The sequence below is a fragment of the Bacillus sp. FSL W7-1582 genome (genome assembly GCF_038593325.1).
GTDB classification, from domain to species: Bacteria; Bacillota; Bacilli; order Bacillales; family Bacillaceae; genus Bacillus; species Bacillus altitudinis.
In genome coordinates this window covers 1,990,521-2,012,292 of the sequence record NZ_CP151987.1, presented here as the reverse complement: position 1 = coordinate 2,012,292, position 21,772 = coordinate 1,990,521, and the positions used below count along the sequence as shown (strand labels likewise).

The following is a 21,772-nucleotide window of genomic DNA, read 5'->3' as shown; positions in this document are numbered from 1 at the left end:
TTTGAACTTAAATTGCATAAAAAAAGCAGGTTCGCTTGGCTTGGAACGAACCTGTGAAGGAGGAAAACTACATCATGTTTTCACCTATATTATCCAATATTTATCAATTGTCGTCAAGACAAAAAGTTAGACGGAGGAAAATATTTTGACTGAATTGTGTCGTTTTGGCATGTATATCCTTTTTTTGATTGGGGATATTAACCGAAAAAAGAGGTGAAGCCGATGGCATACATTCTTTCAGTTGGAACAAGTCTGCCAAAACATCATGTGGATCAGCAAGCAGCTGCTCAATTTGCAAGATCTCAATTTAAACGATCGTTTAAAGACATTGATCGACTATTAAAAGCTTTTAATAATGGCGAAATAGAGAGCAGACAGTTTGTACAGCCTATTGATTGGTATCAAGAACATCACTCTTTTGAAGAGAAAAACAACCTCTATATCGAAAAAGCATTGGCTCATGCGAAAGAAGCCGTTTTTCACTGTCTGCATGAAACAGCATTTCTTACAAAGCCAGTTCCTTTTGATGAGATTGATGCTTTGTTTTTCATCTCCAGTACAGGGTTATCAACGCCAAGTCTTGATGCAAAGCTGATGAATGTTCTTCCATTTTCTCCTTATACGAAACGAGTGCCAATTTGGGGGTTAGGCTGCGGGGGCGGGGCGGCAGGCTTATCCCGAGCTTATGAATACATCAGGGCGTATCCAGAAGCGAAAGTGCTCGTTGTTGCCTGCGAGCTTTGCAGCCTCACTTTTCAGCCGCAAGATCAATCAAAAAGCAATTTAATTGGAACCTCGCTGTTCGGTGACGGGACTGCGGCCGTTCTTTTAACTGGAGAAAAGGCCGCCTCTAAGTATACGCGGTTAAAAACGGTTCCTAAAGTGCTTGGCACGCAGTCAGTGACCATGAAAGATTCTGAGGATGTGATGGGATGGGATTTTACCGCCGACGGATTTCGGGTCATCTTCTCACGTGACATTCCGTCCATCATTTCTGGCTGGTTAAAAGAGCAAGTGGATCACTTTTTACATCAACTAGGGTTTTCAACAGAGGATGTATCCGTATTTCTTGCTCACCCTGGAGGAAAAAAAGTGATTGATGCCTATCTTGAAAGCCTATCTTTACAAGAGCATCAGCTATTTTCTTCAAAAGAGGTTCTGAAACAGCATGGAAACATGTCCTCTGCCACCGTTTTATATGTCATGAAGCATTTTCTTGAACATCAGTCACTAGATGCAGGACAGGTGGGGCTTTGCGGAGCACTTGGTCCAGGCTTTTCGTCAGAATTATTGCTCATGAAATGGGAGGGGCTCTCGTGATGATTTTCTGGATAGTGATTGGCATTTTCATTTGTCAGCGCCTCATTGAAGTGCTTGTGGCGAAAAGAAATGAAAAGAAGGTGAAGGCGATCGGAGCAATTGAATTTGGTGCAAGCCATTATCCTTATATGGTCGCTATGCATGCAGCTTTTTTCCTCTCGCTTATTGGAGAGACATGGCTGCTGCATCGTCAACCGTCTCGTTTTTTCCTATTGCTGCTTGTGTTCCTTCTTGCTACCCAGGTGATTCGGTACTGGGCACTATGTTCACTTGGGACGTATTGGAATACAAAAATCTTAGTCGTTCCAAATGCGATGATTGTGAAAAAGGGGCCGTATCGCTGGTTAAAGCATCCTAACTATGTGGTGGTGGCGATTGAACTGATGTTCATTCCGCTGCTATTTAACGCATTTATTACTGCCATTTTGTTTACGTGTTTAAATGGATGGATGATGATGGTCAGAATACAAACAGAAGAAAAAGCGCTGAATCAATATTTACTAAATTAATATTGAAAATCATTATCAATTGTGCTACACTTTCATTAATGATAAACATTCTCAATCATGAAGGATGGACGGTGATCACATGACAATGATTTTCTTACTCGGTACGGTCTGTGTATACAGCTTATTGATTGGCTTCGTATTAAAAGGTGTTTCAAAAAAATCTGCTTCCTGATTGCAGTCCATTGTGACTGATCGGGCAGCAGATTTTTTTTATTTCCTCAGATCAGAAGAAAAATCTCTTTATTTTGTGTAAAATGGTACACATACATAACTGACTTTTCTAAAAACAAAGGGGTTTATCGTCATGAAAGACTTGTCTATTCGAGATTCGCTCGTTCAAACTACAGGTGCTTTATATCAAAGCCTTCTGAAAAGGGATGATCACGAGCGCGCAGCCAAACTTGCATCTATTATGAAAAAGGAAGCTGAAGAAGAAGTATATATCGCATTTACCGGCCACTATTCTGCTGGTAAGTCATCACTAGTGAATCATCTTCTTCATGATCACATCCTGCCCACAAGCCCAATTCCAACGAGTGCAAACTTGGTTGTTGTCAGGAAAGGGGTCAGTGAAGTTCAGCTCCATACGTCTGATGGACGCTTTGCAAAAATGAGCGGTTCTTATGATAAAGAAGCGGTGCAGCGTTTTTGTAAAGATGGGGAACAAATTGAGATGGTGGAAATTAGCGGTGATTATAGTGGACTTGAAGAAAAAGTGGCACTCATTGATACGCCGGGAATTGATTCAACGGATCATGCGCACTTTTTATCCGCTGCTTCGATTCTTCATCAAGCGGATGCTCTTTTTTATGTCGTTCATTATAACCATGTCCATTCTGAAGAAAACATTCGCTTCATTCGCTCGATTAAAGAGAAAGTGCCTAATCTTTATTTCATCGTCAATCAAGTGGATCGGCATGATGAACAAGAGACAACTTTTGAAAACTACAAAAAACAAGTCGTTGAGATGCTTTTAAAAGAAGGCATTGAAGAAGAACATCTATATTTTACTTCTGTGACGGATGAGGCACACCCAAAAAACGAAATGATCCGTTTAGTGAAGAAGCTACAAGAATTACAAACCATGCCTAAAGCATCACTTCGAGCCTATACAGAGCAGAAAATCGAACATGTTTTAAAAGAACATATAGACTCGTTAAAAGAAGAACTGCATGAAGAGGACCTTGACGCGCAGCTTCAAGAAAAAAGGAATGAAGTGAAAGAACTAGAAGAGAAACGCCGATTTATTGAAAATGGTGCAAAGCAGGTAGAAGATAAAGTGTCTTCTGAAGTAGAGAACATCTTAAAAAATGCAAACCTCACGCCATTTAAGATGCGAGAGCTTGCAAGTGACTATATCGAATCGAAAGCACCTGGCTTTAAAGTGGGTTTACTTTTTGCAAAAAATAAAACCGAGCAGGAAAAGGAAAAGCGGGCAAGTGATTTTTTAGCAGATGTAAAAAAGAGAATGAAAGCGGAAGTTGACTGGCACATTGCCGAGCTCCTTAAAAAAGAAATAAAACAGCATCAGCTTGGGGAAGCGTTATTAGACAAAGCCATGGCATTTGAGACACCTGTTGAAGAATCCTTGCTTGAAAAGGTCATTCACCAAGGGGCAACTTTTTCTAACGAATATGTTCTTCAATATGCGAAAGATGCTGGTGAAGCATTGAAAAGACAGGCAAAACAGCAAGCGCTTCAATTGATTGAACAGATGATTGAGACCTTGAAAGACCAGCTCCGGAATGAACAAGAGAAGCAAGAGGAAAAATGGAAACAAGCGAAACAAGAGCTTCAGAGCCTTGAGGAGTATAACGAAAAAAATGAACAAATAAGACAGGATATTCAGCATTTATGGGATATTTGGCAAAACGGAACGGATGATCATATCCCAGGCGACTGGTTTTATGCGAAAAAGCAATGGATGCAGCACGACCAGCTGGAGAAGAATCGCGCATCAATTCATGTTGAAGAGAGCGATCAAGCAACTGAACGGATAGAGCGCGATCAATACCGCCAATCACAGCATTTAACAACAGCACAATCAATTGCACAATTTAAAGAGCTTTCCCGCATTTTATCGCCTTTAGATATTCTAAAGTCTCAAAGAGATTCCTTTGAAAAACGAACAGAACGGCTGCAGGCAAAAGAATTTACACTCGCTTTATTTGGCGCTTTTAGTTCTGGAAAATCTTCTTTTGCCAATGCGCTTGTTGGACGGAAGGTGTTACCATCATCACCTACGCCAACAACTGCGACAATTAACAAACTGACACGACCTACGGAAGATCATCCTCATGAAAGTGTCAAAGTGGTGTTTAAAACCAAGCAGGACATTCTAGAGGAACTCGATCAGATTCTTGGATTTTCGATCGCAACAGAAAAAGGAGATTCGTTTAAGGCAAAGCTGGAAAGAGTACTGAAAAAACGGCAGCTCGAACAGGATCACCGAATCATTGTAGAACATTTCCTACAAGCCTATGCCAAGTTTCATGATGACATTGACAACCAAACCAATTTACATGTCACACTTCAAGAATTAAAGCCTTATGTAGCGGAAGAATCTGTTTCTTGTGTGGTGAAGGAAGTGACGGTGTATTTAAGTACACCTTTGACAGATAAAGGACTGACGATTGTCGATACACCAGGTGCTAGCAGTATGAATAAGCGTCATACAGAAATCGCCTTCCAGTATATGAAGGATGCAGACGCCCTTCTTTATTTAACGTATTATCAGCACTCTTTCTCAAAAGCTGATCGCTCATTTTTACGGAAGCTTGGACTCGTAAAAGATTCCTTTAGCATGGATAAAATGTTCTTTATCATCAATGCAGCTGATTTGGCTAAGGATCAAGCAGAGCTTGAAACCGTATTTGACTATGTACGAAGCGAGCTCACAAAAGAAGGCATCCGCAATCCAAACCTGCATCATGTGTCTAGTAAGGAAGAGATCGAGGGGAAAGAGCCGACATCTTATAATCAATATGCAACACTGAGAAAACAGCTCGACTATTTTATTGAGGAAGAATTAACGAAAGATGCCATTGAACTTTTGCATTTTGAAGCTAATACATTATGTACAACGGTCGATAGACTACGTGCGACCTTGCATCAATCAGAAGATGAGAAAGAAGCTGAAAAGAAAAACATCAAGACATCCTATGAAGCCATTCTCGAAAAAATGCAAGATGTGAAACGGTCTAAACTTGTGACCGAAAGCGTAAAAAAAGACGTGCATGAACAGCTCTATCATATTGTACAGCGGCTTTCATTATTTGCGAATGATCTATTAAAGTCGGCTTTTTATCCTGGCATATCTCAAGGGAATTTTGGTCAGCAGTTAAAAAAGGCACTTGAGAAAGCGTTAAAGGAGTATGAATTTGAATTTGTGCAGGAGCTCAAGGCACTTGATATCCGAATGGAATCGTTTATCCATCATTATTTCCAGGAGGAGTGGGAAAAAGGGATGCAGGCTGCATGTGCGGAAGATCCTTACTTTTCTCTTAGCCTGTCAGCCCCTGAGGAGAAAAATGCTGAGCTAAAACAAATTGAAGTTGAAGCAGAGATTACACCATTTGAGCCGCTTTTAAAGAAACAAAAATCAGCGAAAGCCTTCTTTGAACAAAATGAAAAGGCTACGTTTATTGAAGCCATTCGAGATGTTCTACATCAAATGACAACACGTTGGGCAGATAACGAAAAAGAAGAGTTGCTGAGCAGATATGAAAAGCTAGTGAAGACCTATACGGAAAGGTACGAACAAGATGCTCTCCAACAGCTCAATGAGCAAAAACAGACATTTATGACAAGCCTTACAACAGATGCTGAAAAACAGGCGGTCATTGAACAAGTTTATGAACAAACAAATGAATGGAAGAACCAGTTGAAAACGATATGATTCATGGTAGACTATATAAAAAAGAAAGCAGTTGATAGACGATGACGAGCGTACACGAAGAAATTTCTGCACATTCACAGAAACAACATGCCCACATCCAATCTTTTCTTGCACTTGAACAAAAAAGAGAGCAGGCGATTGAATCGGCTGTGAAAAAATGTGAACACAATGAACCATTTTCAACAGATGAGATCAACGCCATTACGTCTAAAATGAATGAGCTTGCCCGAGGCGGAATTGTTCCCCTTCGTAAACATGTCACGATTGAGATGGTGGAGGAATACACCCAGCGTAAACAGAAGTAAAGAGTAACTTTCTCATTTTTGGTCATCTTAACAAATGAACCAGAAAGGGGAATGATCATGGCAAAAAAGCAAAACGTAAAGCAGCAGGAGGAGCGCATGCCGAAGGAAAAAGGCATGCCATCCTACGCAGAAGCGGAAACGAAAAAAATGCAATATGGTAAAAAGTAATCGGGCTGCCTCTTCTTTATCAAAAGAAGAAGGCGCCTTTTTTATGTTCGTTTCGATGTTCTATGATAGAATAGGAGTATTGTTTATAAAAAGGGAGTTTAGATGAATGAATAAACACGTATTACTTGTAGATGGAATGGCCCTTCTTTTTAGGTCGTTTTATGCGACGGCTGTCCATCGCAATTTTATGATAAATGATCGTGGTGTGCCGACAAATGGAGTGAATGGTTATTTGAAGCATTTGTTAACAGCTGTCCAAACATTTGAGCCGACTCATATCGTATGCTGCTGGGATATGGGGAGCCAGACATACCGGAACGAATTGTTTCAAGATTATAAAGCCAATCGAGGCGAGGCGCCTGTTGAGCTTATCCCGCAGTTTGATTTAGCAAAAGAGGCGACAGAAGAACTGGGGATCATGAACATTGGTGTGAAAGGTTTTGAAGCAGATGATTGTATTGGAACGCTTGCATCAATCTATCAAAACGAAGCACATGTGACCGTCTTAACAGGAGATAAAGATTTGCTGCAAATCTTGAATGAACAAGTGACCGTGGCTTTAATGCAAAAAGGCATTGGGAATTATAAGCATTATACAAAAGCCCTTTTTGAAGAGGAAATGGGCATATCTCCAAAGGCACTGATTGATATGAAAGCACTGATGGGTGATTCTAGCGATAATTACCCTGGTGTAAAAGGAATCGGCGAAAAAACAGCATTGAAATTTATTCAAACGTATCAAACGATTGATCGACTGTTAGAAAATGTTCATTCATTAACGGCAGCTCAGCAAAAGAAAATGCAAGCAGGATTAGAAGATCTGAAGCTTTCTCGTATACTGGCAGAAATTAAATGTGATGTACCACTCAGCTGTCCGATTGACGAAACAAAAATAAAAATGGATCCAGAGCGGGCAGCGGCAATGCTTCGCTTGCATCAAATTAAAGGGATCGAACCAATGGTGAACCGCTTAAGTCAATTAGGAATCAGTTAAGGTTAGAAAAAAAGAAAGGGCTAAAATCAAGTTCATTTTAGCCCTTTGTGTTGCTTTTTTTCGCCTTATTTTCTAATTGCGATATTGGCTGTTTATCTTTTGTCTGCGCATCACCTTGAGGAGTCGTTCCGTTTGTGACACGGCCTCTGTTCTCTTTATCCAATTCGTATCACCTCACCCATTAGCATAACCAAAAGAAAAGCGATTCATCCTTTTGAAAGGTGAATCGCTTTTCTAGCGAGCTGATCAGCCACTTGATTTTCCTTGCTCGGAATCCACTTAATGAAAAATAAATCAAATTCGCTTTGAAGCTGCAGCATTTCTTCGATAAAATGACGAAAAGATGGATTTTTAGCAAATCCTGCATTGGCTGCACGATCTACTACTTGTGAATCAGTGCGGAATGAAACGGTCCGTAATCCTTTTTCTACGCAAATTTTCATGCCTTCAATGAGCGCGGAAAACTCTGCTTCATGATTGCTCATGGTGCCAAGAGGAATGGAGAAAGACTCAGCTTTTCCGTCATATTTCAAGAAAATGCCGATGCCAGATGGACCTGGGTTTCCGGCACTAGCACCGTCAATATATATTTCAGCTGGCAATTTATTTCCCCCTTTCATCAATCGGAACCATTTTTTTCGCCGCATAGGCATAAGGTGTGCCAATGGCAGCGACGATAAATTTAATCACATAAGTCGTGATGAAAATTTCGATCCATATATGGAATGGGTAGGTCCCAAGAAAGGCAATGGTTGTGAAAACGAGTGTATCAAGCAGCTGGCTAATCATTGTACTCCCCGCATTTCGCAGCCAGAGCGCACCATCTGAAGGAAATATCCGGCGAATAAACGAATATACATAAACATCTAACATTTGACTGATGATATAAGCAGCAAGGCTACCAAGAGCGACCCTTGGCATAAAGCCAAATATCGTTTCTAATGATGATTGGGAAATGTCAGATGGAGCGGGATGGAAAAGCAAAGCCTCCTGCATGACAACAGTTAATGTTAAAAGGGTGGCAAAGCCAATCCAGACAGCTTTTTTCGCTTCGGTTTGTCCATATTTTTCATTGAGGACGTCCGTTGCAAAAAACACACTGCCGTATAAAATGTTGCCAAGTGTTGCCGTTAAGCCAAATAATTCAACGGTTTTGACCACTTGTAAATTGGCCGCAACTGTTGCAAAACCAATCCATACGAAAAGCCCCATCTTGCCAAATCCTTTATAAAATAGAAGAACAATGATAAAATTAATGATCGCAAATAAGATCCAAATACCTTCATTAAACAAGTGACATGAACTTCCTTTCTAAATGTAAAATGTAACTTTTTGATTATAGCATAACGAACGTTTACCTTAAAAGTATGGGAAGGCGATGTGATCAATGAAACTAAGAGCACACTATACAATGAAAGTGAAATCGATTGGGTCCATTGCTTTTTTCCAAGAAAATTGGATGGAGCTCAAAGAGGCCTTGCTTTTAGCAAAACATATAGACAAAAAAGAACCGCAGTCACTTCTATCATTTGAAGATGAAAAGGGTGCGATGTGGTCGACGAAAGAACTTGAAAAGCTAAACGAAGAACTTAGGCTTGAACCCGATCAGCTTCAGGTCTATTTTGATGCGAGTTTTCGCAAAGAAACAGGTGATGCTGGGCTTGGAATTGTCGTGTATTATCAGCTCGGACAGGATGCATACCGGTTAAGGAAGAATCAGCCTTTTCAGAGCACCACGAACAATGAGGCAGAGTATGCGGCTTTATTTGAAGCGGTAAAAGCTTTAAAAGAACTGGGAGCCAGCAGAAACTCTGTTACGATTAGAGGAGATTCTCTTGTTGTGATGAATCAGCTCAAAGGGGAATGGCCTTGTTATGATGATATACATAACAAATGGCTCGACCGAATTGAGGCTGCGATCAAAGAGCTGAAGCTCACGCCAACATATGAAGTCATCGATCGTAAACAAAATGCAGAAGCAGATCAGCTTGCCAGACAGATACTTGCAGACGTCCCTATCGAAAGTAAGTTGAAATTAGAAGCAGACGGAGCTGAATAAAGTGGATAAAAAAACAGCAGTAAAAGAATTAACAGATCTTCAAGACACGTATTGTTCAGATTGTTTGATTAAGAAGCACTTTCGTAAAGAATTTGGTAAAAAATACGCGCACTCCTTTTGTATTCAGCAATGCACGGTAGGAGAGAAGATCAAACAATACGGGAATGAATTACTAAAAAAATAAGCGTACACTCCGGTTTTCCCCTAGATGTATCATACGCTCACGAAAAAAAACGAATAGAATGTGTAAAAAAAGAACATATTCTGAAAAATGAGCCGATATAACTATAGAAAGTTTTGGTTGAGTTACTTTTTGACTAAGTGACGGATAATAGAGGAAAAGGGGAAGGCCGGCATGGATAATAAGGATTTTGAAACGGTATTACATCGGACATTTCAAGAGGTGTACAGTGATCTAGAGCAACTGGTAGATGTTGCAAAGAAGGGAAGACCTTTTCTCGAAAAAGATATCTCTGAAATTGAACAAAGATTAAAGCAAAATATTTTAGCGATTGAAATTCAGCTGAAAATCAAATAAGAGAGGCATACGCCTCTCTTTATTTTGTCGTTTCATCATTGATTGAGTTGATTAGATTTTTGTTACGTTTGCAGCTTGAGGTCCACGATTACCTTCAACGATTTCAAAAGAAACTTCTTGTCCTTCTTCTAGAGATTTGTAACCGTCACCTTCGATAGCTGTGAAGTGAACGAATACATCGTCTCCGCCTTCAACTTCAATGAAGCCGAAACCTTTTTCATTATTGAACCATTTTACTTTACCGTTTTGCATATTGCTTTTTCCTCCTAGTACTGTAGCACACCTTTTGGCATACTAAAAAAAATTTTTCATCACCTAACGACTTAAGAAGTTGTTAAATGATGGTTCCACTATACACCATCAAAAGTAAAGCGTCAAGCGGGCAAGCCAAATTTTGAGCAGAATGTTTGATTTTTTTGTTTTTTTAGTGAATGACATTTATCTATAAAACGTCCTAATCTCATGAAACCTAACGTATAACTTGTCCGTATATAGTAAAAATACAGAAAGAGGTGCGTCATGAATCGTTACACAATTGAGGAGTTTGTTCAGAATACGCAGCAAGAAGACAAAGGGGAAGGGGTCTTTGAACTTGAAACACCAAGATTGTTAGAAATTAATTTAACGGATACCATTTGGGCAAAAACAGGCTCCATGGTTTCATATCGCGGGAAAATAAAGTTTGAACGTGAAGGTGTGTTTGAACACGGTGTGTCAAAGATGTTCAAAAAAATGTTATCAGGAGAAGGAACTTCTTTGATGAAGGCCACAGGTGATGGGAAATTATATGTAGCAGACCAAGGGAAAAAAATTTCGATTCTTCGATTGGCTCAAGGGGAGTCTATTTTCGTTAATGGAAACGACTTGCTCGCATTTGAACCGTCTGTTCGGTGGGATATTAAATTAATGAAAAAGGTGTCTGGCATGCTTGCAGGCGGATTATTTAATGTCAAACTTGAAGGACCAGGTCTTGTGGCAATCACAAGTCATTACGAACCGCTGACGCTGATTGTTCAGCCAGGTGATTCTGTTTATACAGATCCGAATGCGACGGTCGCATGGTCAGGAGATTTGCAGACTGAATTTGTGACAGATGTATCGTTCAAAACGTTTATTGGCAGGGGAAGCGGAGAGTCCATTCAAATGAAGTTTAGCGGAAGTGGCTTTGTTGTTGTTCAGCCGTTTGAAGAAGTATATACAACGAATGGAAATCAAGGTTAAAAGAAAAAAGGTGTCCGTCAATGACGGACACCTTTTTATGATAATGCTTGAGCATACGATTTGTTGCTCATGATCAGATCTGATTGTTCGACGATATCTTCTAAAATGGTTTGAGAAGATTGTTTTAAGTGTAATTTTTTGATGTTTTGTTTCATGGATTCTAATTTTTCTTCGTCTTGCAGCAAGTTGGTGACAGATTCTAAAATGTCTTCGTGTCTGTTGATGACAATGGCAGCGCCGTAATCTTCAAAGAAAAGAGCATTTTCTTTTTCTTGTCCTGGAACAGGTTTGTAAAGAATAACTGGGACACCAATTGCTGTTGCTTCTGTTAATGTAATTCCACCCGGTTTTGTAATCATACAGTCCGTTACTCTGAACAATTCATCAATTTGTTCCACATATCCAAGCGCCTTCAATTGATTTGGGTGTGCTTGTTCAAGTTCGCTAAGCGATTGCTTCAGCGCTGCATTCTTACCGCACACAACAACAATTTGTACTTCACTGTCAAGAAGTAGTGCTTCACACAGTTCCTTCACATTTTTTAGTACACCATGGGCACCCGCCATAATGAGAAGGACTTTTTTGTCTGATGATAATCCATATTTTTTATAGATGATCGATTTAGGCACGTCTACTTCAAATTGTGGTCTAATCGGAATGCCTGTTACCTTGACATCGCTTGGATGTGTGCCGATTTCTACTAGCTTTTGTTTCACATAATCGGTTGCAACATAGTATCGGTCAATGTTTTCATGTACCCAAATTTTATGAAGACAAAAGTCTGTCATCACATTAAATGTTGGAATGACTTTACCTGTTTTGTTTCGGTATTCAGGTACAACAATCATCGGGAATGTAATGATGATGATATCCGGATTGTGTAATTGAATTAATTCATCAAGACGCTTATTTCCCATCTTTAAATAAATGTTAAATTTGCGTTTATTGTAAATTTTATCTACACCGTAATAAAACAAGCGATAAAATTGTTTCCCAATGGAGAAGCTCTTTAAATATAAATATTGAGTCACTTCAGACACAATGGGATTTGATTCTTGATACAAATTAGAAACTATCACATGTTCAAACCCTTGGGATTTGCATTCATCATACAGTGTTTTTGCAACCTGCATATGTCCATTTCCATAATTTGCGGTCAAGATTAATATTTTTTTATTGGTATTCAAGAATATTCACCTCAAATGTAATCAACAACAACAAAACTTCGTACGAAAACTATAAATCTCATAGGTCTACATATACATAAAGATAACATATAAACAGCGAGAGCATATCATTCGTTACGAAAGAATTAAACTAATTTTAAAAAACAAACAGACTAATTTGATAATGGAAGACAGAGCCATTTGTATTTTAACACATTTTAAGCATTTATCATCAGACTACAGTCTATTTTATTCCCACACATATGGTGTTTCTTGATAAACATAGTAATTAAGCCAATTCATAAACAGCAAAGTAGCATGGGCTTTCCAGCGGTTCACTGGAACTAATGTGTCTCCATCTTCTATGAAATAGTGGACGGGTTTTTTGACTGTATCATGTTTCAACAAATCTCTTTCATATTCCTGCTTCAATGTATCTGTATCGTATTCAGGATGTCCAGTTAAAAATACTTGTTTATCATCATCTGAAACAATTAAACAAACACCAGCTTCCTCAGACGTGCTCAATACTTTTAGATTCGGCGTGTTTTTTAATTGTTCTGTATTAATATCTGTATGCCTAGAATGTGGGACATAGTATACTTCATCGAAACCTCTTACTAATCTTTCTTTTTTCTCTTTGACAAGATGCTCAAAAACACCGAATTTTTTCTCTGGAAGCTTGATTTTTTCAATGCCATAATGATGATAAAGACCAGCCTGTGCCCCCCAGCATATATGGAGAGTAGACGTCACATTCGTTTTACTCCAGTCCAAAATGTCCTGCAGTTCTTTCCAATAGGAAACTTCTTCGAAAGCTAAATGCTCAATTGGTGCACCTGTAATGATCATGCCATCAAATTTTTTATGGCGAATCGAGTCAAAGGTCGTATAAAATTCATCTAGATGCTCTCTCGATGTATTCTTCGGTGTATGTGTACTTGGAATCAAAAATGTAAAATACACTTGCAAAGGAGAATTTCCGAGCATTCTCAGCAGCTGCGTTTCAGTTTGTATTTTTTTTGGCATTAAATTTAAGATCACGATATTCAAAGGACGGATATCTTGTTTGAATGCCCTTGTCTCATCCATGACGAAAATATTTTCGCTCTCTAGTATTTGTTTTGCCGGCAGATGAACTGGTATGTTAATAGGCAACTCGCCACCCCCTGAACCAAAGCTAATTTCACTTCATTATAGGAACTTTCTGGCGATATTTCAATGTTTCAATTATGTTACAATGAAAAATAGAGCAAAAAAGAAAGCTGTTTCTGTCAAAAAAGGAGGCCATTAATCATGATCACAAAGCATTTATCAGATATTGACATTGCCCAAAAGGCAAAGCTGAGACCCATTCAAGACATCGCAGCAAAATTACAAATACATGACGAAGAATTAGAATGCTATGGTTTCACAAAAGCGAAAATATCTTTGACTATTTTTGACCGTTTAAAGGAACAAAAAGAAGGAAATGTGATTCTTGTGACTTCGATCAACCCAACGCCAGCAGGTGAGGGGAAGTCCACCGTAACAGTTGGCCTCGGTCAAGCCTTCGAGAAAATTGGGAAAAAAGCGATTATTGCCATGCGTGAACCTTCACTAGGTCCCACAATGGGTATTAAAGGCGGTGCAGCTGGCGGCGGATATTCACAGGTGTTGCCTATGGAAGAAATCAATCTTCATTTCACAGGGGATTTTCATGCGATTACATCTGCACATAACGCTTTAGCTGCTTTTATTGATAATCATATCCATCACGGAAATGAGCTTGGGATCGACGCACGCCGAATTGTATGGAAACGAGTGTTAGATTTAAACGATCGTGCTCTAAGACAAGTGGTCGTAGGACTTGGCGGTCAATTAAATGGGTACCCTAGAGAAGATGGATTTGATATTACGGTTGCATCCGAAATGATGGCCATCCTCTGTTTAGCAGACGACTTAAACGATCTAAAAAAACGTCTTTCTTCTATTGTTGTTGCCTACAATCAAGAAGGTGAACCGGTCACAGTTGGAAATCTAGGATATGAAGGCGTATTGACCTTGCTTTTAAAAGATGCGCTGAAACCAAACCTTGTTCAAACGATTGAAGGAACTCCAGCCCTTGTTCATGGTGGTCCTTTTGCCAATATTGCACATGGATGCAATAGTTTAATTGCCACAAAAATGGCGGCAAAACTAGCAGATTACGTCGTAACAGAAGCGGGATTTGGTGCAGACCTCGGCGCGGAAAAATTTCTTCACATCAAAACAAGAGCCGGTGATTTTAAACCAGGCGCTGTTGTCATTGTAGCAACTGTCAGGGCGCTAAAAATGCATGGCGGAATGCAGAAAACAGAGCTCAAGGAAGCAAATGCACAGGCTGTATTAGAAGGTATACATAATTTAGAGAAGCATATTGAAACAGTGCAAGCCTTCGGTCTACCATATATCGTTGCAGTGAACCGTTTTATTACCGATACAAAAGAAGAAATTCAAGCAATAGAAAACTGGTGCGAAACGAATGGACATCCAGTCAAAGCGGTCAATGTATGGGAAGAAGGGGGAGCTGGCGGCGTAGCACTTGCCGAAGAGCTCACGACACTCATTGAAAAGAATGAAAACAGCTTTTCTTATTTATATGAGGAGCAAGATTCCATTGAAGAAAAGTTGTCAAAAGTCGCCAAAGTGGTTTATGGTGCAGACGGCGTCAACCTTACATCAAAAGCAAGAAAGCAGCTAGCTGCAATTGAGAAAAATGGCTGGGCCCATTTGCCGGTTTGTATGGCAAAAACGCAATATTCACTATCGGATGATCCGGCTTTAATCGGCAGACCAAAAGGCTTCACCGTTACGATTCGAGAGTTAAAACCATCTGTAGGAGCAGGTTTTATCGTTGCACTAACAGGAAGCATTCTGACCATGCCAGGTCTCCCTAAAAAACCTGCGGCACTTGAGATGGATTTATTAGAAGACGGCAGTGTGACTGGACTCTTTTAGCAGAAAGCATAAAAAGCGATTTTCTAAAAGAAGCATGTTACGATAGGAAAAAGTGAATCCTAGGAGGCTATGAGATGTCAATTTATGATATTCAGGTCAAGACCATTAACGGTCAGGAAAAATCAATGGCAGATTACAAAGGGAAAGTACTGATCATCGTGAACACAGCGAGCAAATGTGGACTGACCCCTCAATTTAAACAATTACAAGAGTTATACGATCAATATCATGAAAAGGGCCTTGAAATTTTAGGATTTCCGTGCAATCAATTTATGAATCAAGAGCCAGAAGGGGAAGAAGCAATTCAAGAATTCTGTTCGTTAAACTATGGTGTGACCTTCCCGATGTTTGCAAAAGTAGATGTCAATGGTGACAATGCGCATCCGCTTTTCAAATACTTAACGAGTCATGCGAAAGGTGTGCTTGGTACAAAAACGGTGAAATGGAATTTTACAAAATTTATCGTTGACCAAAACGGAGAAGTGACTGAACGATTTTCTCCTAAAACACCACCGAAAGAATTAGAAAGCTCCATTATCGCTCTTTTGGAGAAATAAGCATGAATTTGAGTAAGCAGCAAGAACAATTGGAGGCAGCTGCCTCCTTTGTTTCAAAACAGCTAAAGAATGAACCGACTGGACACGATGAAGCTCATATCAATCGTGTGCGCCAGCTTGCCGTCCATATTGCACAACAGGAGGGCGGGTCGCTTTTTGTCATTGAAATGGCAGCGATTATCCATGATGTCATTGATGACAAGCTGTCTAGTGAATGGAAGCTTTCACCGCATGATCTCAAGCAGCAGCTCCTTTTGTGGGAAGTGGACACGCAAGATATTCGCTATATCATGGATATTATTACAACGATGTCTTTTCGTCACCGGCATATGCAGCATAAGCCAGTGACATTAGAAGGGGCCATTGTTCAAGATGCAGATCGGCTAGATGCGATAGGTGCAACTGGGATTGCAAGGGTGTTTACATATGCAGGTGCAAAAGGGGAGCCTCACTATACAGAGGGTGCTCACCAAGGCACAGTACTTTTGCATATGCAAGAAAAGCTGCTTCAATTAAAAAACTTGATGAACACACGTGCTGGAAAGCAGCTGGCTCATGAGCGGCATGAGTTTATGTGTCTATTTATTAAGACATGGAAAGAAGAATGCGGCCTTACAGATGAGTAGGGTCTTTATGTGTGTAAGGAGGATGTATAGATGAAAATAACTGCCATAGAACCAACGCCAAGCCCGAATACAATGAAAGTCATTTTGACAGAAGCGCTTGCAGGCGGTAAAAGCAATAACTACAAAAAAGATCAAAAAGACGAAGCGCCAGAGATGATCAAGCGCATTTTAACCATTGAAGGTGTAAAAGGTGTTTACCATGTAGCCGATTTCTTAGCGGTTGAGCGTAATGCGAAATTTGACTGGCAAGGTATTTTACAGCAAGTCAGAGAAGCCTTTGGACAAGAAACAGAAGGTCTTCAGGGAGAATCGCAGTCAGGTGATGACACATTTGGAGAAGTCAAAGTGTTTGTTCAAATGTTTAATGGGATTCCGATGCAGGTGAAGCTGACAGACGGTGAAAGAGAAGAACGATTTGGAATGCCTGAACGTTTCCAGGCAGCGATTTTAAAGCTAAGAAGCAGTTCAGATAATGTTGTATTTGAACGTGTGTGGAAAGAACATGGCGTACGTTTTGGAGAATTTGCTGATATCGGTCAAGAAGTCACAGAAGAGCTGCAAGCTGCATATGACGACGAGCGTTTATCCCGTTTAACAGAGGCAGTGAAGGAAGGTCAAGAGGCTGTAGATAAACAAGTGAACCGAAAAGCATATGATGTGACAGAAGAGATGCTGCGTGATGAAGATTGGAAGAAACGTTTTGCTCATTTAGAGCAAATGCAGCCAGAGAAAAAAGATATACCTGTTTTAATGAAAGCGATGGAGGACCCAAAAACATCGATTCGCAGACAAGCTGTTGTGAATGCTGGCATGATTGAAGATCCAGACATTTTGCCTATTTTGTATAAAGGGCTTGAAGATAAAACAGTGACGGTTAGAAGAACTGCTGGAGATTGTATTTCAGATCTTGGTGATCCTAGTGCGATTGAAGCGATGATCCAAGCCTTAAAGGACCCAAGTAAGCTTGTCCGCTGGCGTGCGGCCATGTTCCTTTATGAAGAAGGTGACGAAACAGCACTAGAAGCTTTAAAAGAAGCGGAGCAGGACCCTGAATTTGAAGTCAGTCTTCAAGTGAAAATGGCCATCGAACGAATTGAGCACGGAGAAGAAGCAAAAGGCTCTGTGTGGAAGCAAATGACAGAAAGTAGAAAAAATGCATCAGAATCATAAGAAAGACGAGCAGGCTGCCAATAAAAGGCAGCTTGTTTTCTGAAAATGGCTTTTTTATTGGCAGAAAAATTTTTTTAGAAAAATTATTTTGAATATTGTTGAAATATGAGAAAAAACTCTATATAGTAGTACCAATATAGAATATTGGAGGTCAGATTTTATGACACAATCCTTGCTGAGCACTTGCTTCAGCAGAGAAATCAGTCACTATCTATTATAGGTGGCTAAATAAACAGAAAATTTGTAAAATAAAATGAACTCAAAATCATACAGTCAACAAGACTAGTAGTATAGGAGGCTTTTTAAACAGATGGCAGAACTTCGCAGTAATATGATTAAACAAGGAATTGACAGAGCACCTCACCGAAGCTTACTAAGAGCAGCTGGGGTAAAAGATGAGGATTTTGGCAAGCCGTTTATTGCCGTATGTAATTCCTATATTGATATTGTCCCAGGGCATGTCCATCTTCAGGAATTCGGAAAAATTGTGAAAGAAGCCATTCGTGAAGCTGGCGGTGTTCCATTTGAATTCAATACAATCGGGGTAGATGATGGTATTGCGATGGGGCATATTGGGATGAGATATTCATTGCCAAGCCGTGAAATCATTGCTGATTCAGTAGAGACCGTGGTGTCTGCACACTGGTTTGATGGCATGGTTTGTATTCCTAACTGTGATAAAATCACGCCAGGTATGATGATGGCTGCCATGCGTGTGAATATCCCAACTGTATTTGTCAGTGGTGGACCGATGGAAGCTGGGAGAACAAGTGATGGCAGAAAAATTTCTCTTTCTTCTGTCTTTGAAGGCGTAGGCGCATACCAATCAGGGAAAATTAATGAAGAGGAATTAAATGAATTAGAGCAATTTGGCTGTCCAACATGCGGATCTTGCTCTGGTATGTTTACAGCCAACTCAATGAACTGTCTAGCAGAGGCGCTTGGGATTGCTCTTCCTGGAAATGGAACCATTCTGGCGACTTCACCAGAACGAAGAGAATTTGCGAAGAAGTCAGCAAAACAATTGATGGAGCTAATCAAAAAAGACATTAAACCACGTGATATTGTCACGGAAAAAGCGATTGATAACGCATTTGCTTTAGATATGGCACTTGGTGGTTCAACCAATACAGTTCTTCATACATTGGCGATTGCAAATGAAGCAGGCGTTGAATACTCACTTGAGCGTATCAATGAAGTCGCAGAACGAGTGCCGCATTTATCGAAACTTGCTCCAGCTTCAGATGTATATATTGAAGATTTACATGAAGCTGGCGGAGTGACTGCTGCACTAAATGAATTGTCCAAAAAAGAGGGGGCTCTTCATTTAGATACCATGACCGTCACAGCGAAAACGTTAGGCGAGAACATTGCAGGTCATGAGGTAAAAGATTATAACGTCATTTATCCAATTGACAAGCCATTTACTGAAAAGGGCGGCTTAGCCGTTTTATTTGGAAACCTTGCGCCAGATGGAGCAATCATTAAAACAGGCGGTGTACAAGACGGCATCACACGTCATGAAGGACCTGCGATCGTATTTGAATCCCAAGAAGAAGCACTTGAAGGAATCATTAATCGAAAAGTAGAAGCAGGACATGTTGTCATTATTCGTTATGAAGGACCTAAAGGCGGTCCAGGTATGCCTGAAATGCTTGCACCAACTTCACAAATTGTTGGAATGGGACTTGGTCCAAAGGTTGCTTTAATTACAGACGGACGATTCTCCGGTGCTTCTCGCGGATTGTCTATTGGACACGTTTCTCCAGAGGCAGCAGAAGGCGGCCCGCTTGCCTTTGTTGAAAATGGTGATCATGTCGTTGTTGATATCGAAAAACGCATTTTAAGTGTAGATGTCCCGGAAGAAGAATGGGAAAAAAGAAAAGCAAACTGGAAAGGCTTTGAGCCAAAAGTAAAAACAGGTTACCTTGCCAGATACTCAAAACTTGTGACATCAGCCAATACAGGCGGAATCATGAAAATTTAATGTGAAATTGATCATTTGAAAATTGGCTCTCTCTATAGTATCCTTTATTCACAACATAAGGATTATAGAGGGGGCTTTTTTATGTCAATGGCATATGAAGAATATATGCGTCAGCTCGTCGTACCAATGCGCCAAGAACTAACAAGTGCAGGGTTTCAAGAGTTGACGACTGAAGAAGAAGTAGAAAAAACGATGCAGAAAGCAGAAGGAACAACATTTGTTGTCGTCAATTCCGTATGCGGATGTGCTGCTGGTTTAGCACGCCCTGCTGCTACTCAAGCTGTCATGAAAGCAGAAAAAGCACCAGATCGAATGGTGACGGTCTTTGCTGGTCAGGACCGGGAAGCAACGGCTAAAATGAGAGAATACTTCACAGGTGAGGAGCCATCTTCTCCATCTATGGCACTTTTAAAAGGAAATGAACTTGTTCACTTTATCCCGCGTGACGAAATTGAAGGTCATGAAATGGAAGATATTATGAAGAACGTCTTATCTGCATTTGAAAAACATTGCTAATACAAATGTTGAAATGTCCTGTGATCCATCAGGGCATTTTTTCTTGATTATGATGGAGGAACGTCATGCTCATTACAACAAGCTTTAGAGCAAATGAACAAACAATTGAAACGGCAAAGGCCCTCGCAAAGGACTTGCATGGTGAGTATATCGAGCGGCGCAAACAATCTGTCAAACAGCTTGCGATCAAGCGGGGGGATGTACTCGTTGTTGGGAAAGAACGATTTGAATGGTATCAGCCAAATGGTGAAAAGTTCTTTTTCCATCCAAGCTCAGCGATGTTTAGGGTGAAGCGGGTTCTGCGAGGGGAAAAAGATCCATTAATAGAAGCAGCACAATTAAAGCCGGGCGATTCCTTTTTAGATTGTACGCTTGGCTTAGGATCTGATGCGATTACCGCAAGCTGCACTACAGGAACCAATGGAAAAGTGGCCGGTATTGAAAAAAATCCGATGACGGCATTGCTTGTTCGAGAAGGACTCATCACATGGGAAACGGGTGTGAGAGAGGCAGACGAAGCGATGAAACGGATATCTGTTATCAGCGGGGATAGTATTGAGCAGTTAAAGAAGCTCCCTGATCGATCCTATGATATCGTCTATTTTGATCCAATGTTCGAAGAAACCATACAAGAGTCTGCTAGTATGATGCCGCTTCGTCATGCAGCTGAGCATCATTTTGACCATGAAACCGCTGTGAAAGAAGCAATGAGAGTGGCTAGAAAAAGAGTGGTTTTAAAAGATCATTGGAAAAGCACACGATTTACCACTGATTCCTATCAATTTCAGGTGATGAAACGTAAAACCGCCCAATTCCATTACGGATATATCTCAATAGAAGAAGACAAATCAACAAAACTTTAATCACTCTTAACAATTAAAAAAGCCCTATTTCAGGGCTTTTAATCGGTGATCTCCATATAGACAAAATAAAATAACGTCAGCAAGGAAGCTGTGATGAAAAACCCTTCAAGCATATCCATTCCTCCCAAATTTTAGTCGTCGTTACTGTCATTGTAAACGTTTTATCATGAAAAAGAAAGTCTGAACTCAATGACCAAATTGAATGACTGAAAATTCATTATATGCTAGAATAGCAGTATGATAACTTATGGAAGGAATTAGATATCATGAAAATGTGGATGAGAAAAACGCTCGTTGCACTCTTTACGATTGCGACTTTTGGTTTAATCTCTCCTCCATCAGCTTTGATGACAGACAAGCCATCTGAACTTTCTTCATCTGATAAATCACCTTATACAGCAGTTTATGATACATCAGATGCTACGCGCAGCTGGGAATTATCGCAAGAAGACAACAAAGAGCGGGTAGACCCCTTTGAGCAATATAAGCAAGAGGTTCTATTAAGTGCAGAAAACCAATCCTTTCTCAAATTTGGTCGTAAAATCACACCTGTCATTGAGGACGAGTATAGAGAAGAGATTCAACCAAAAATTGAACAAGTGTTAACCGACTTTTTAACAAATTTCAAAGATGACGAAAAATTTCAAGATGTTGTTTTAACTGATCAGCCTTCAAGCGGAAATGGGGAAAAAATCTTCCACATTTATAATAGAAAGACTGGAGAAGATTTGCTTCGTTTTCATGTCAGGAGAGATCAGCCGCCTCACAGCGGATATTGGTTTAACTTTCACTACCATACAGCAGAAGATGGATTCCAGACGCATCATGAACTCGGTAATATTTACTGGGATAAAAACACCCCGCCGAGCTGGATGAGCCACTAGAAGGAGATGTCA

General features: G+C 40.1%; 24 protein-coding genes. 18 read left to right on the top strand and 6 right to left on the bottom strand.

Annotated elements, in window-relative coordinates; genetic code table 11:
• Nucleotides 1–222 precede the first annotated feature (222 nt).
• The 6 genes from NSQ11_RS10235 to NSQ11_RS10210 all read left to right on the top strand — a co-directional run bounded on the left by NSQ11_RS10235 (nt 223) and on the right by NSQ11_RS10210 (nt 7,194).
• Entirely contained in the window at nt 223–1,320 is a 1,098-nt protein-coding gene (locus NSQ11_RS10235) for a 3-oxoacyl-[acyl-carrier-protein] synthase III C-terminal domain-containing protein (protein ID WP_017359717.1), read from the top strand.
• Nucleotides 1,320–1,829: an isoprenylcysteine carboxylmethyltransferase family protein gene (locus tag NSQ11_RS10230; RefSeq protein ID WP_017359716.1), complete on the top strand. Its 510-nt coding sequence runs from the start codon at nt 1,320–1,322 to the stop codon at nt 1,827–1,829. The genes NSQ11_RS10235 and NSQ11_RS10230 overlap by 1 nt, the downstream gene beginning before the upstream one ends.
• Nucleotides 1,830–1,893: 64 nt before the next feature.
• Nucleotides 1,894–2,001 carry a Fur-regulated basic protein FbpC gene (fbpC, locus tag NSQ11_RS10225; RefSeq protein WP_306172627.1) on the top strand — a complete coding sequence of 36 codons (108 nt, stop codon included), beginning with the start codon at nt 1,894–1,896 and terminating at the stop codon, nt 1,999–2,001.
• 132 nt (nt 2,002–2,133) lie between these two features.
• Complete coding sequence (locus NSQ11_RS10220; protein WP_144610228.1) at nt 2,134–5,727, top strand: dynamin family protein; 3,594 nt, start codon at nt 2,134–2,136, stop codon at nt 5,725–5,727.
• A gap of 41 nt (nt 5,728–5,768) precedes the next feature.
• Nucleotides 5,769–6,032, top strand: a complete 264-nt coding sequence (locus NSQ11_RS10215; RefSeq protein ID WP_008346351.1) for a YpbS family protein — start codon at nt 5,769–5,771, stop codon at nt 6,030–6,032.
• Nucleotides 6,033–6,306: 274 nt separating this feature from the next.
• A complete protein-coding gene (locus tag NSQ11_RS10210) occupies nt 6,307–7,194 on the top strand; it encodes a 5'-3' exonuclease (RefSeq protein ID WP_035703315.1) in 888 nt (295 codons plus the stop codon).
• Between the two features lie 37 nt (nt 7,195–7,231).
• On the opposite strand, the gene NSQ11_RS10205 is transcribed toward NSQ11_RS10210, so the two are convergent.
• From NSQ11_RS10205 to NSQ11_RS10195, 3 genes are read right to left on the bottom strand one after another with little or no spacing between them, the layout of a single operon-like run.
• Nucleotides 7,232–7,357 carry a hypothetical protein gene (locus NSQ11_RS10205; protein ID WP_008346357.1) on the bottom strand — a complete coding sequence of 42 codons (126 nt, stop codon included), beginning with the start codon at nt 7,355–7,357 and terminating at the stop codon, nt 7,232–7,234.
• 43 nt (nt 7,358–7,400) lie between these two features.
• Nucleotides 7,401–7,796 (bottom strand): reverse transcriptase-like protein, encoded by a 396-nt coding sequence (locus NSQ11_RS10200; protein ID WP_035703313.1) that lies wholly within the window; start codon nt 7,794–7,796, stop codon nt 7,401–7,403.
• 1 nt (nt 7,797) lies between these two features.
• Nucleotides 7,798–8,487, bottom strand: coding sequence for a queuosine precursor transporter (locus tag NSQ11_RS10195; RefSeq protein WP_007500834.1), 690 nt, complete (start codon nt 8,485–8,487; stop codon nt 7,798–7,800).
• A gap of 94 nt (nt 8,488–8,581) precedes the next feature.
• On the opposite strand from NSQ11_RS10195, the gene NSQ11_RS10190 reads away from it, so the two are divergent.
• The 3 genes from NSQ11_RS10190 to NSQ11_RS10180 all read left to right on the top strand — a co-directional run bounded on the left by NSQ11_RS10190 (nt 8,582) and on the right by NSQ11_RS10180 (nt 9,791).
• Nucleotides 8,582–9,253, top strand: coding sequence for a ribonuclease H family protein (locus tag NSQ11_RS10190; RefSeq protein ID WP_035703310.1), 672 nt, complete (start codon nt 8,582–8,584; stop codon nt 9,251–9,253).
• 1 nt (nt 9,254) lies between these two features.
• Nucleotides 9,255–9,437, top strand: a complete 183-nt coding sequence (locus NSQ11_RS10185; protein WP_008346366.1) for a zinc-finger domain-containing protein — start codon at nt 9,255–9,257, stop codon at nt 9,435–9,437.
• 171 nt (nt 9,438–9,608) lie between these two features.
• A complete protein-coding gene (locus NSQ11_RS10180) occupies nt 9,609–9,791 on the top strand; it encodes a hypothetical protein (protein WP_008346368.1) in 183 nt (60 codons plus the stop codon).
• Nucleotides 9,792–9,842: 51 nt separating this feature from the next.
• On the opposite strand, the gene cspD is transcribed toward NSQ11_RS10180, so the two are convergent.
• Nucleotides 9,843–10,043: a cold-shock protein CspD gene (gene cspD / locus NSQ11_RS10175; protein ID WP_003215784.1), complete on the bottom strand. Its 201-nt coding sequence runs from the start codon at nt 10,041–10,043 to the stop codon at nt 9,843–9,845.
• A gap of 267 nt (nt 10,044–10,310) precedes the next feature.
• Between cspD and NSQ11_RS10170 the strand changes: the two genes are divergently transcribed.
• The gene (locus tag NSQ11_RS10170) at nt 10,311–11,012 is read left to right on the top strand and encodes an AIM24 family protein (protein WP_007500832.1); all 702 of its coding nucleotides are present in this window, start codon (nt 10,311–10,313) and stop codon (nt 11,010–11,012) included.
• Between the two features lie 35 nt (nt 11,013–11,047).
• On the opposite strand, the gene NSQ11_RS10165 is transcribed toward NSQ11_RS10170, so the two are convergent.
• Complete coding sequence (locus NSQ11_RS10165; RefSeq protein ID WP_007500831.1) at nt 11,048–12,199, bottom strand: diglucosyl diacylglycerol synthase; 1,152 nt, start codon at nt 12,197–12,199, stop codon at nt 11,048–11,050.
• Nucleotides 12,200–12,427: 228 nt separating this feature from the next.
• On the bottom strand, nt 12,428–13,336 hold the full coding sequence (metA, locus tag NSQ11_RS10160; RefSeq protein WP_008346374.1) for a homoserine O-succinyltransferase: 909 nt from the start codon (nt 13,334–13,336) through the stop codon (nt 12,428–12,430).
• 138 nt (nt 13,337–13,474) lie between these two features.
• Between metA and NSQ11_RS10155 the strand changes: the two genes are divergently transcribed.
• The 8 genes from NSQ11_RS10155 (at nt 13,475) to NSQ11_RS10120 (ending at nt 21,760) form a co-directional block, all read left to right on the top strand.
• Nucleotides 13,475–15,157, top strand: a complete 1,683-nt coding sequence (locus tag NSQ11_RS10155) for a formate--tetrahydrofolate ligase (RefSeq protein ID WP_099496572.1) — start codon at nt 13,475–13,477, stop codon at nt 15,155–15,157.
• Nucleotides 15,158–15,231: 74 nt separating this feature from the next.
• Nucleotides 15,232–15,714 carry a glutathione peroxidase gene (locus NSQ11_RS10150; protein ID WP_007500827.1) on the top strand — a complete coding sequence of 161 codons (483 nt, stop codon included), beginning with the start codon at nt 15,232–15,234 and terminating at the stop codon, nt 15,712–15,714.
• A 2-nt stretch (nt 15,715–15,716) separates the two neighbouring features.
• Nucleotides 15,717–16,340, top strand: a complete 624-nt coding sequence (locus tag NSQ11_RS10145; RefSeq protein WP_025207517.1) for an HD domain-containing protein — start codon at nt 15,717–15,719, stop codon at nt 16,338–16,340.
• 30 nt (nt 16,341–16,370) lie between these two features.
• Nucleotides 16,371–17,510: a conserved virulence factor C family protein gene (locus NSQ11_RS10140; protein ID WP_025207516.1), complete on the top strand. Its 1,140-nt coding sequence runs from the start codon at nt 16,371–16,373 to the stop codon at nt 17,508–17,510.
• Between the two features lie 310 nt (nt 17,511–17,820).
• Complete coding sequence (ilvD, locus tag NSQ11_RS10135; protein ID WP_007500822.1) at nt 17,821–19,497, top strand: dihydroxy-acid dehydratase; 1,677 nt, start codon at nt 17,821–17,823, stop codon at nt 19,495–19,497.
• A gap of 81 nt (nt 19,498–19,578) precedes the next feature.
• Nucleotides 19,579–20,013, top strand: a complete 435-nt coding sequence (locus tag NSQ11_RS10130; protein ID WP_025207515.1) for a BrxA/BrxB family bacilliredoxin — start codon at nt 19,579–19,581, stop codon at nt 20,011–20,013.
• Between the two features lie 65 nt (nt 20,014–20,078).
• Nucleotides 20,079–20,876 (top strand): class I SAM-dependent methyltransferase, encoded by a 798-nt coding sequence (locus tag NSQ11_RS10125; RefSeq protein ID WP_025207514.1) that lies wholly within the window; start codon nt 20,079–20,081, stop codon nt 20,874–20,876.
• A 266-nt stretch (nt 20,877–21,142) separates the two neighbouring features.
• Nucleotides 21,143–21,760 (top strand): YpjP family protein, encoded by a 618-nt coding sequence (locus NSQ11_RS10120; RefSeq protein ID WP_046526878.1) that lies wholly within the window; start codon nt 21,143–21,145, stop codon nt 21,758–21,760.
• Nucleotides 21,761–21,772: the final 12 nt, after the last annotated feature.

What these genes read in the sequence shown, in the direction of transcription:
- NSQ11_RS10235 (WP_017359717.1), top strand. Translation starts at nt 223, where the DNA reads ATGGCATACATTCTTTCAGTTGGAACAAGTCTGCCAAAACATCATGTG.
- NSQ11_RS10230 (WP_017359716.1), top strand. Translation starts at nt 1,320, where the DNA reads ATGATTTTCTGGATAGTGATTGGCATTTTCATTTGTCAGCGCCTCATT.
- fbpC (WP_306172627.1), top strand. Translation starts at nt 1,894, where the DNA reads ATGGACGGTGATCACATGACAATGATTTTCTTACTCGGTACGGTCTGT.
- NSQ11_RS10220 (WP_144610228.1), top strand. Translation starts at nt 2,134, where the DNA reads ATGAAAGACTTGTCTATTCGAGATTCGCTCGTTCAAACTACAGGTGCT.
- NSQ11_RS10215 (WP_008346351.1), top strand. Translation starts at nt 5,769, where the DNA reads ATGACGAGCGTACACGAAGAAATTTCTGCACATTCACAGAAACAACAT.
- NSQ11_RS10210 (WP_035703315.1), top strand. Translation starts at nt 6,307, where the DNA reads ATGAATAAACACGTATTACTTGTAGATGGAATGGCCCTTCTTTTTAGG.
- NSQ11_RS10190 (WP_035703310.1), top strand. Translation starts at nt 8,582, where the DNA reads ATGAAACTAAGAGCACACTATACAATGAAAGTGAAATCGATTGGGTCC.
- NSQ11_RS10180 (WP_008346368.1), top strand. Translation starts at nt 9,609, where the DNA reads ATGGATAATAAGGATTTTGAAACGGTATTACATCGGACATTTCAAGAG.
- cspD (WP_003215784.1), bottom strand. Translation starts at nt 10,043, where the DNA reads ATGCAAAACGGTAAAGTAAAATGGTTCAATAATGAAAAAGGTTTCGGC.
- NSQ11_RS10170 (WP_007500832.1), top strand. Translation starts at nt 10,311, where the DNA reads ATGAATCGTTACACAATTGAGGAGTTTGTTCAGAATACGCAGCAAGAA.
- NSQ11_RS10155 (WP_099496572.1), top strand. Translation starts at nt 13,475, where the DNA reads ATGATCACAAAGCATTTATCAGATATTGACATTGCCCAAAAGGCAAAG.
- NSQ11_RS10150 (WP_007500827.1), top strand. Translation starts at nt 15,232, where the DNA reads ATGTCAATTTATGATATTCAGGTCAAGACCATTAACGGTCAGGAAAAA.
- NSQ11_RS10145 (WP_025207517.1), top strand. Translation starts at nt 15,717, where the DNA reads ATGAATTTGAGTAAGCAGCAAGAACAATTGGAGGCAGCTGCCTCCTTT.
- NSQ11_RS10140 (WP_025207516.1), top strand. Translation starts at nt 16,371, where the DNA reads ATGAAAATAACTGCCATAGAACCAACGCCAAGCCCGAATACAATGAAA.
- ilvD (WP_007500822.1), top strand. Translation starts at nt 17,821, where the DNA reads ATGGCAGAACTTCGCAGTAATATGATTAAACAAGGAATTGACAGAGCA.
- NSQ11_RS10130 (WP_025207515.1), top strand. Translation starts at nt 19,579, where the DNA reads ATGTCAATGGCATATGAAGAATATATGCGTCAGCTCGTCGTACCAATG.
- NSQ11_RS10125 (WP_025207514.1), top strand. Translation starts at nt 20,079, where the DNA reads ATGCTCATTACAACAAGCTTTAGAGCAAATGAACAAACAATTGAAACG.
- NSQ11_RS10120 (WP_046526878.1), top strand. Translation starts at nt 21,143, where the DNA reads ATGAAAATGTGGATGAGAAAAACGCTCGTTGCACTCTTTACGATTGCG.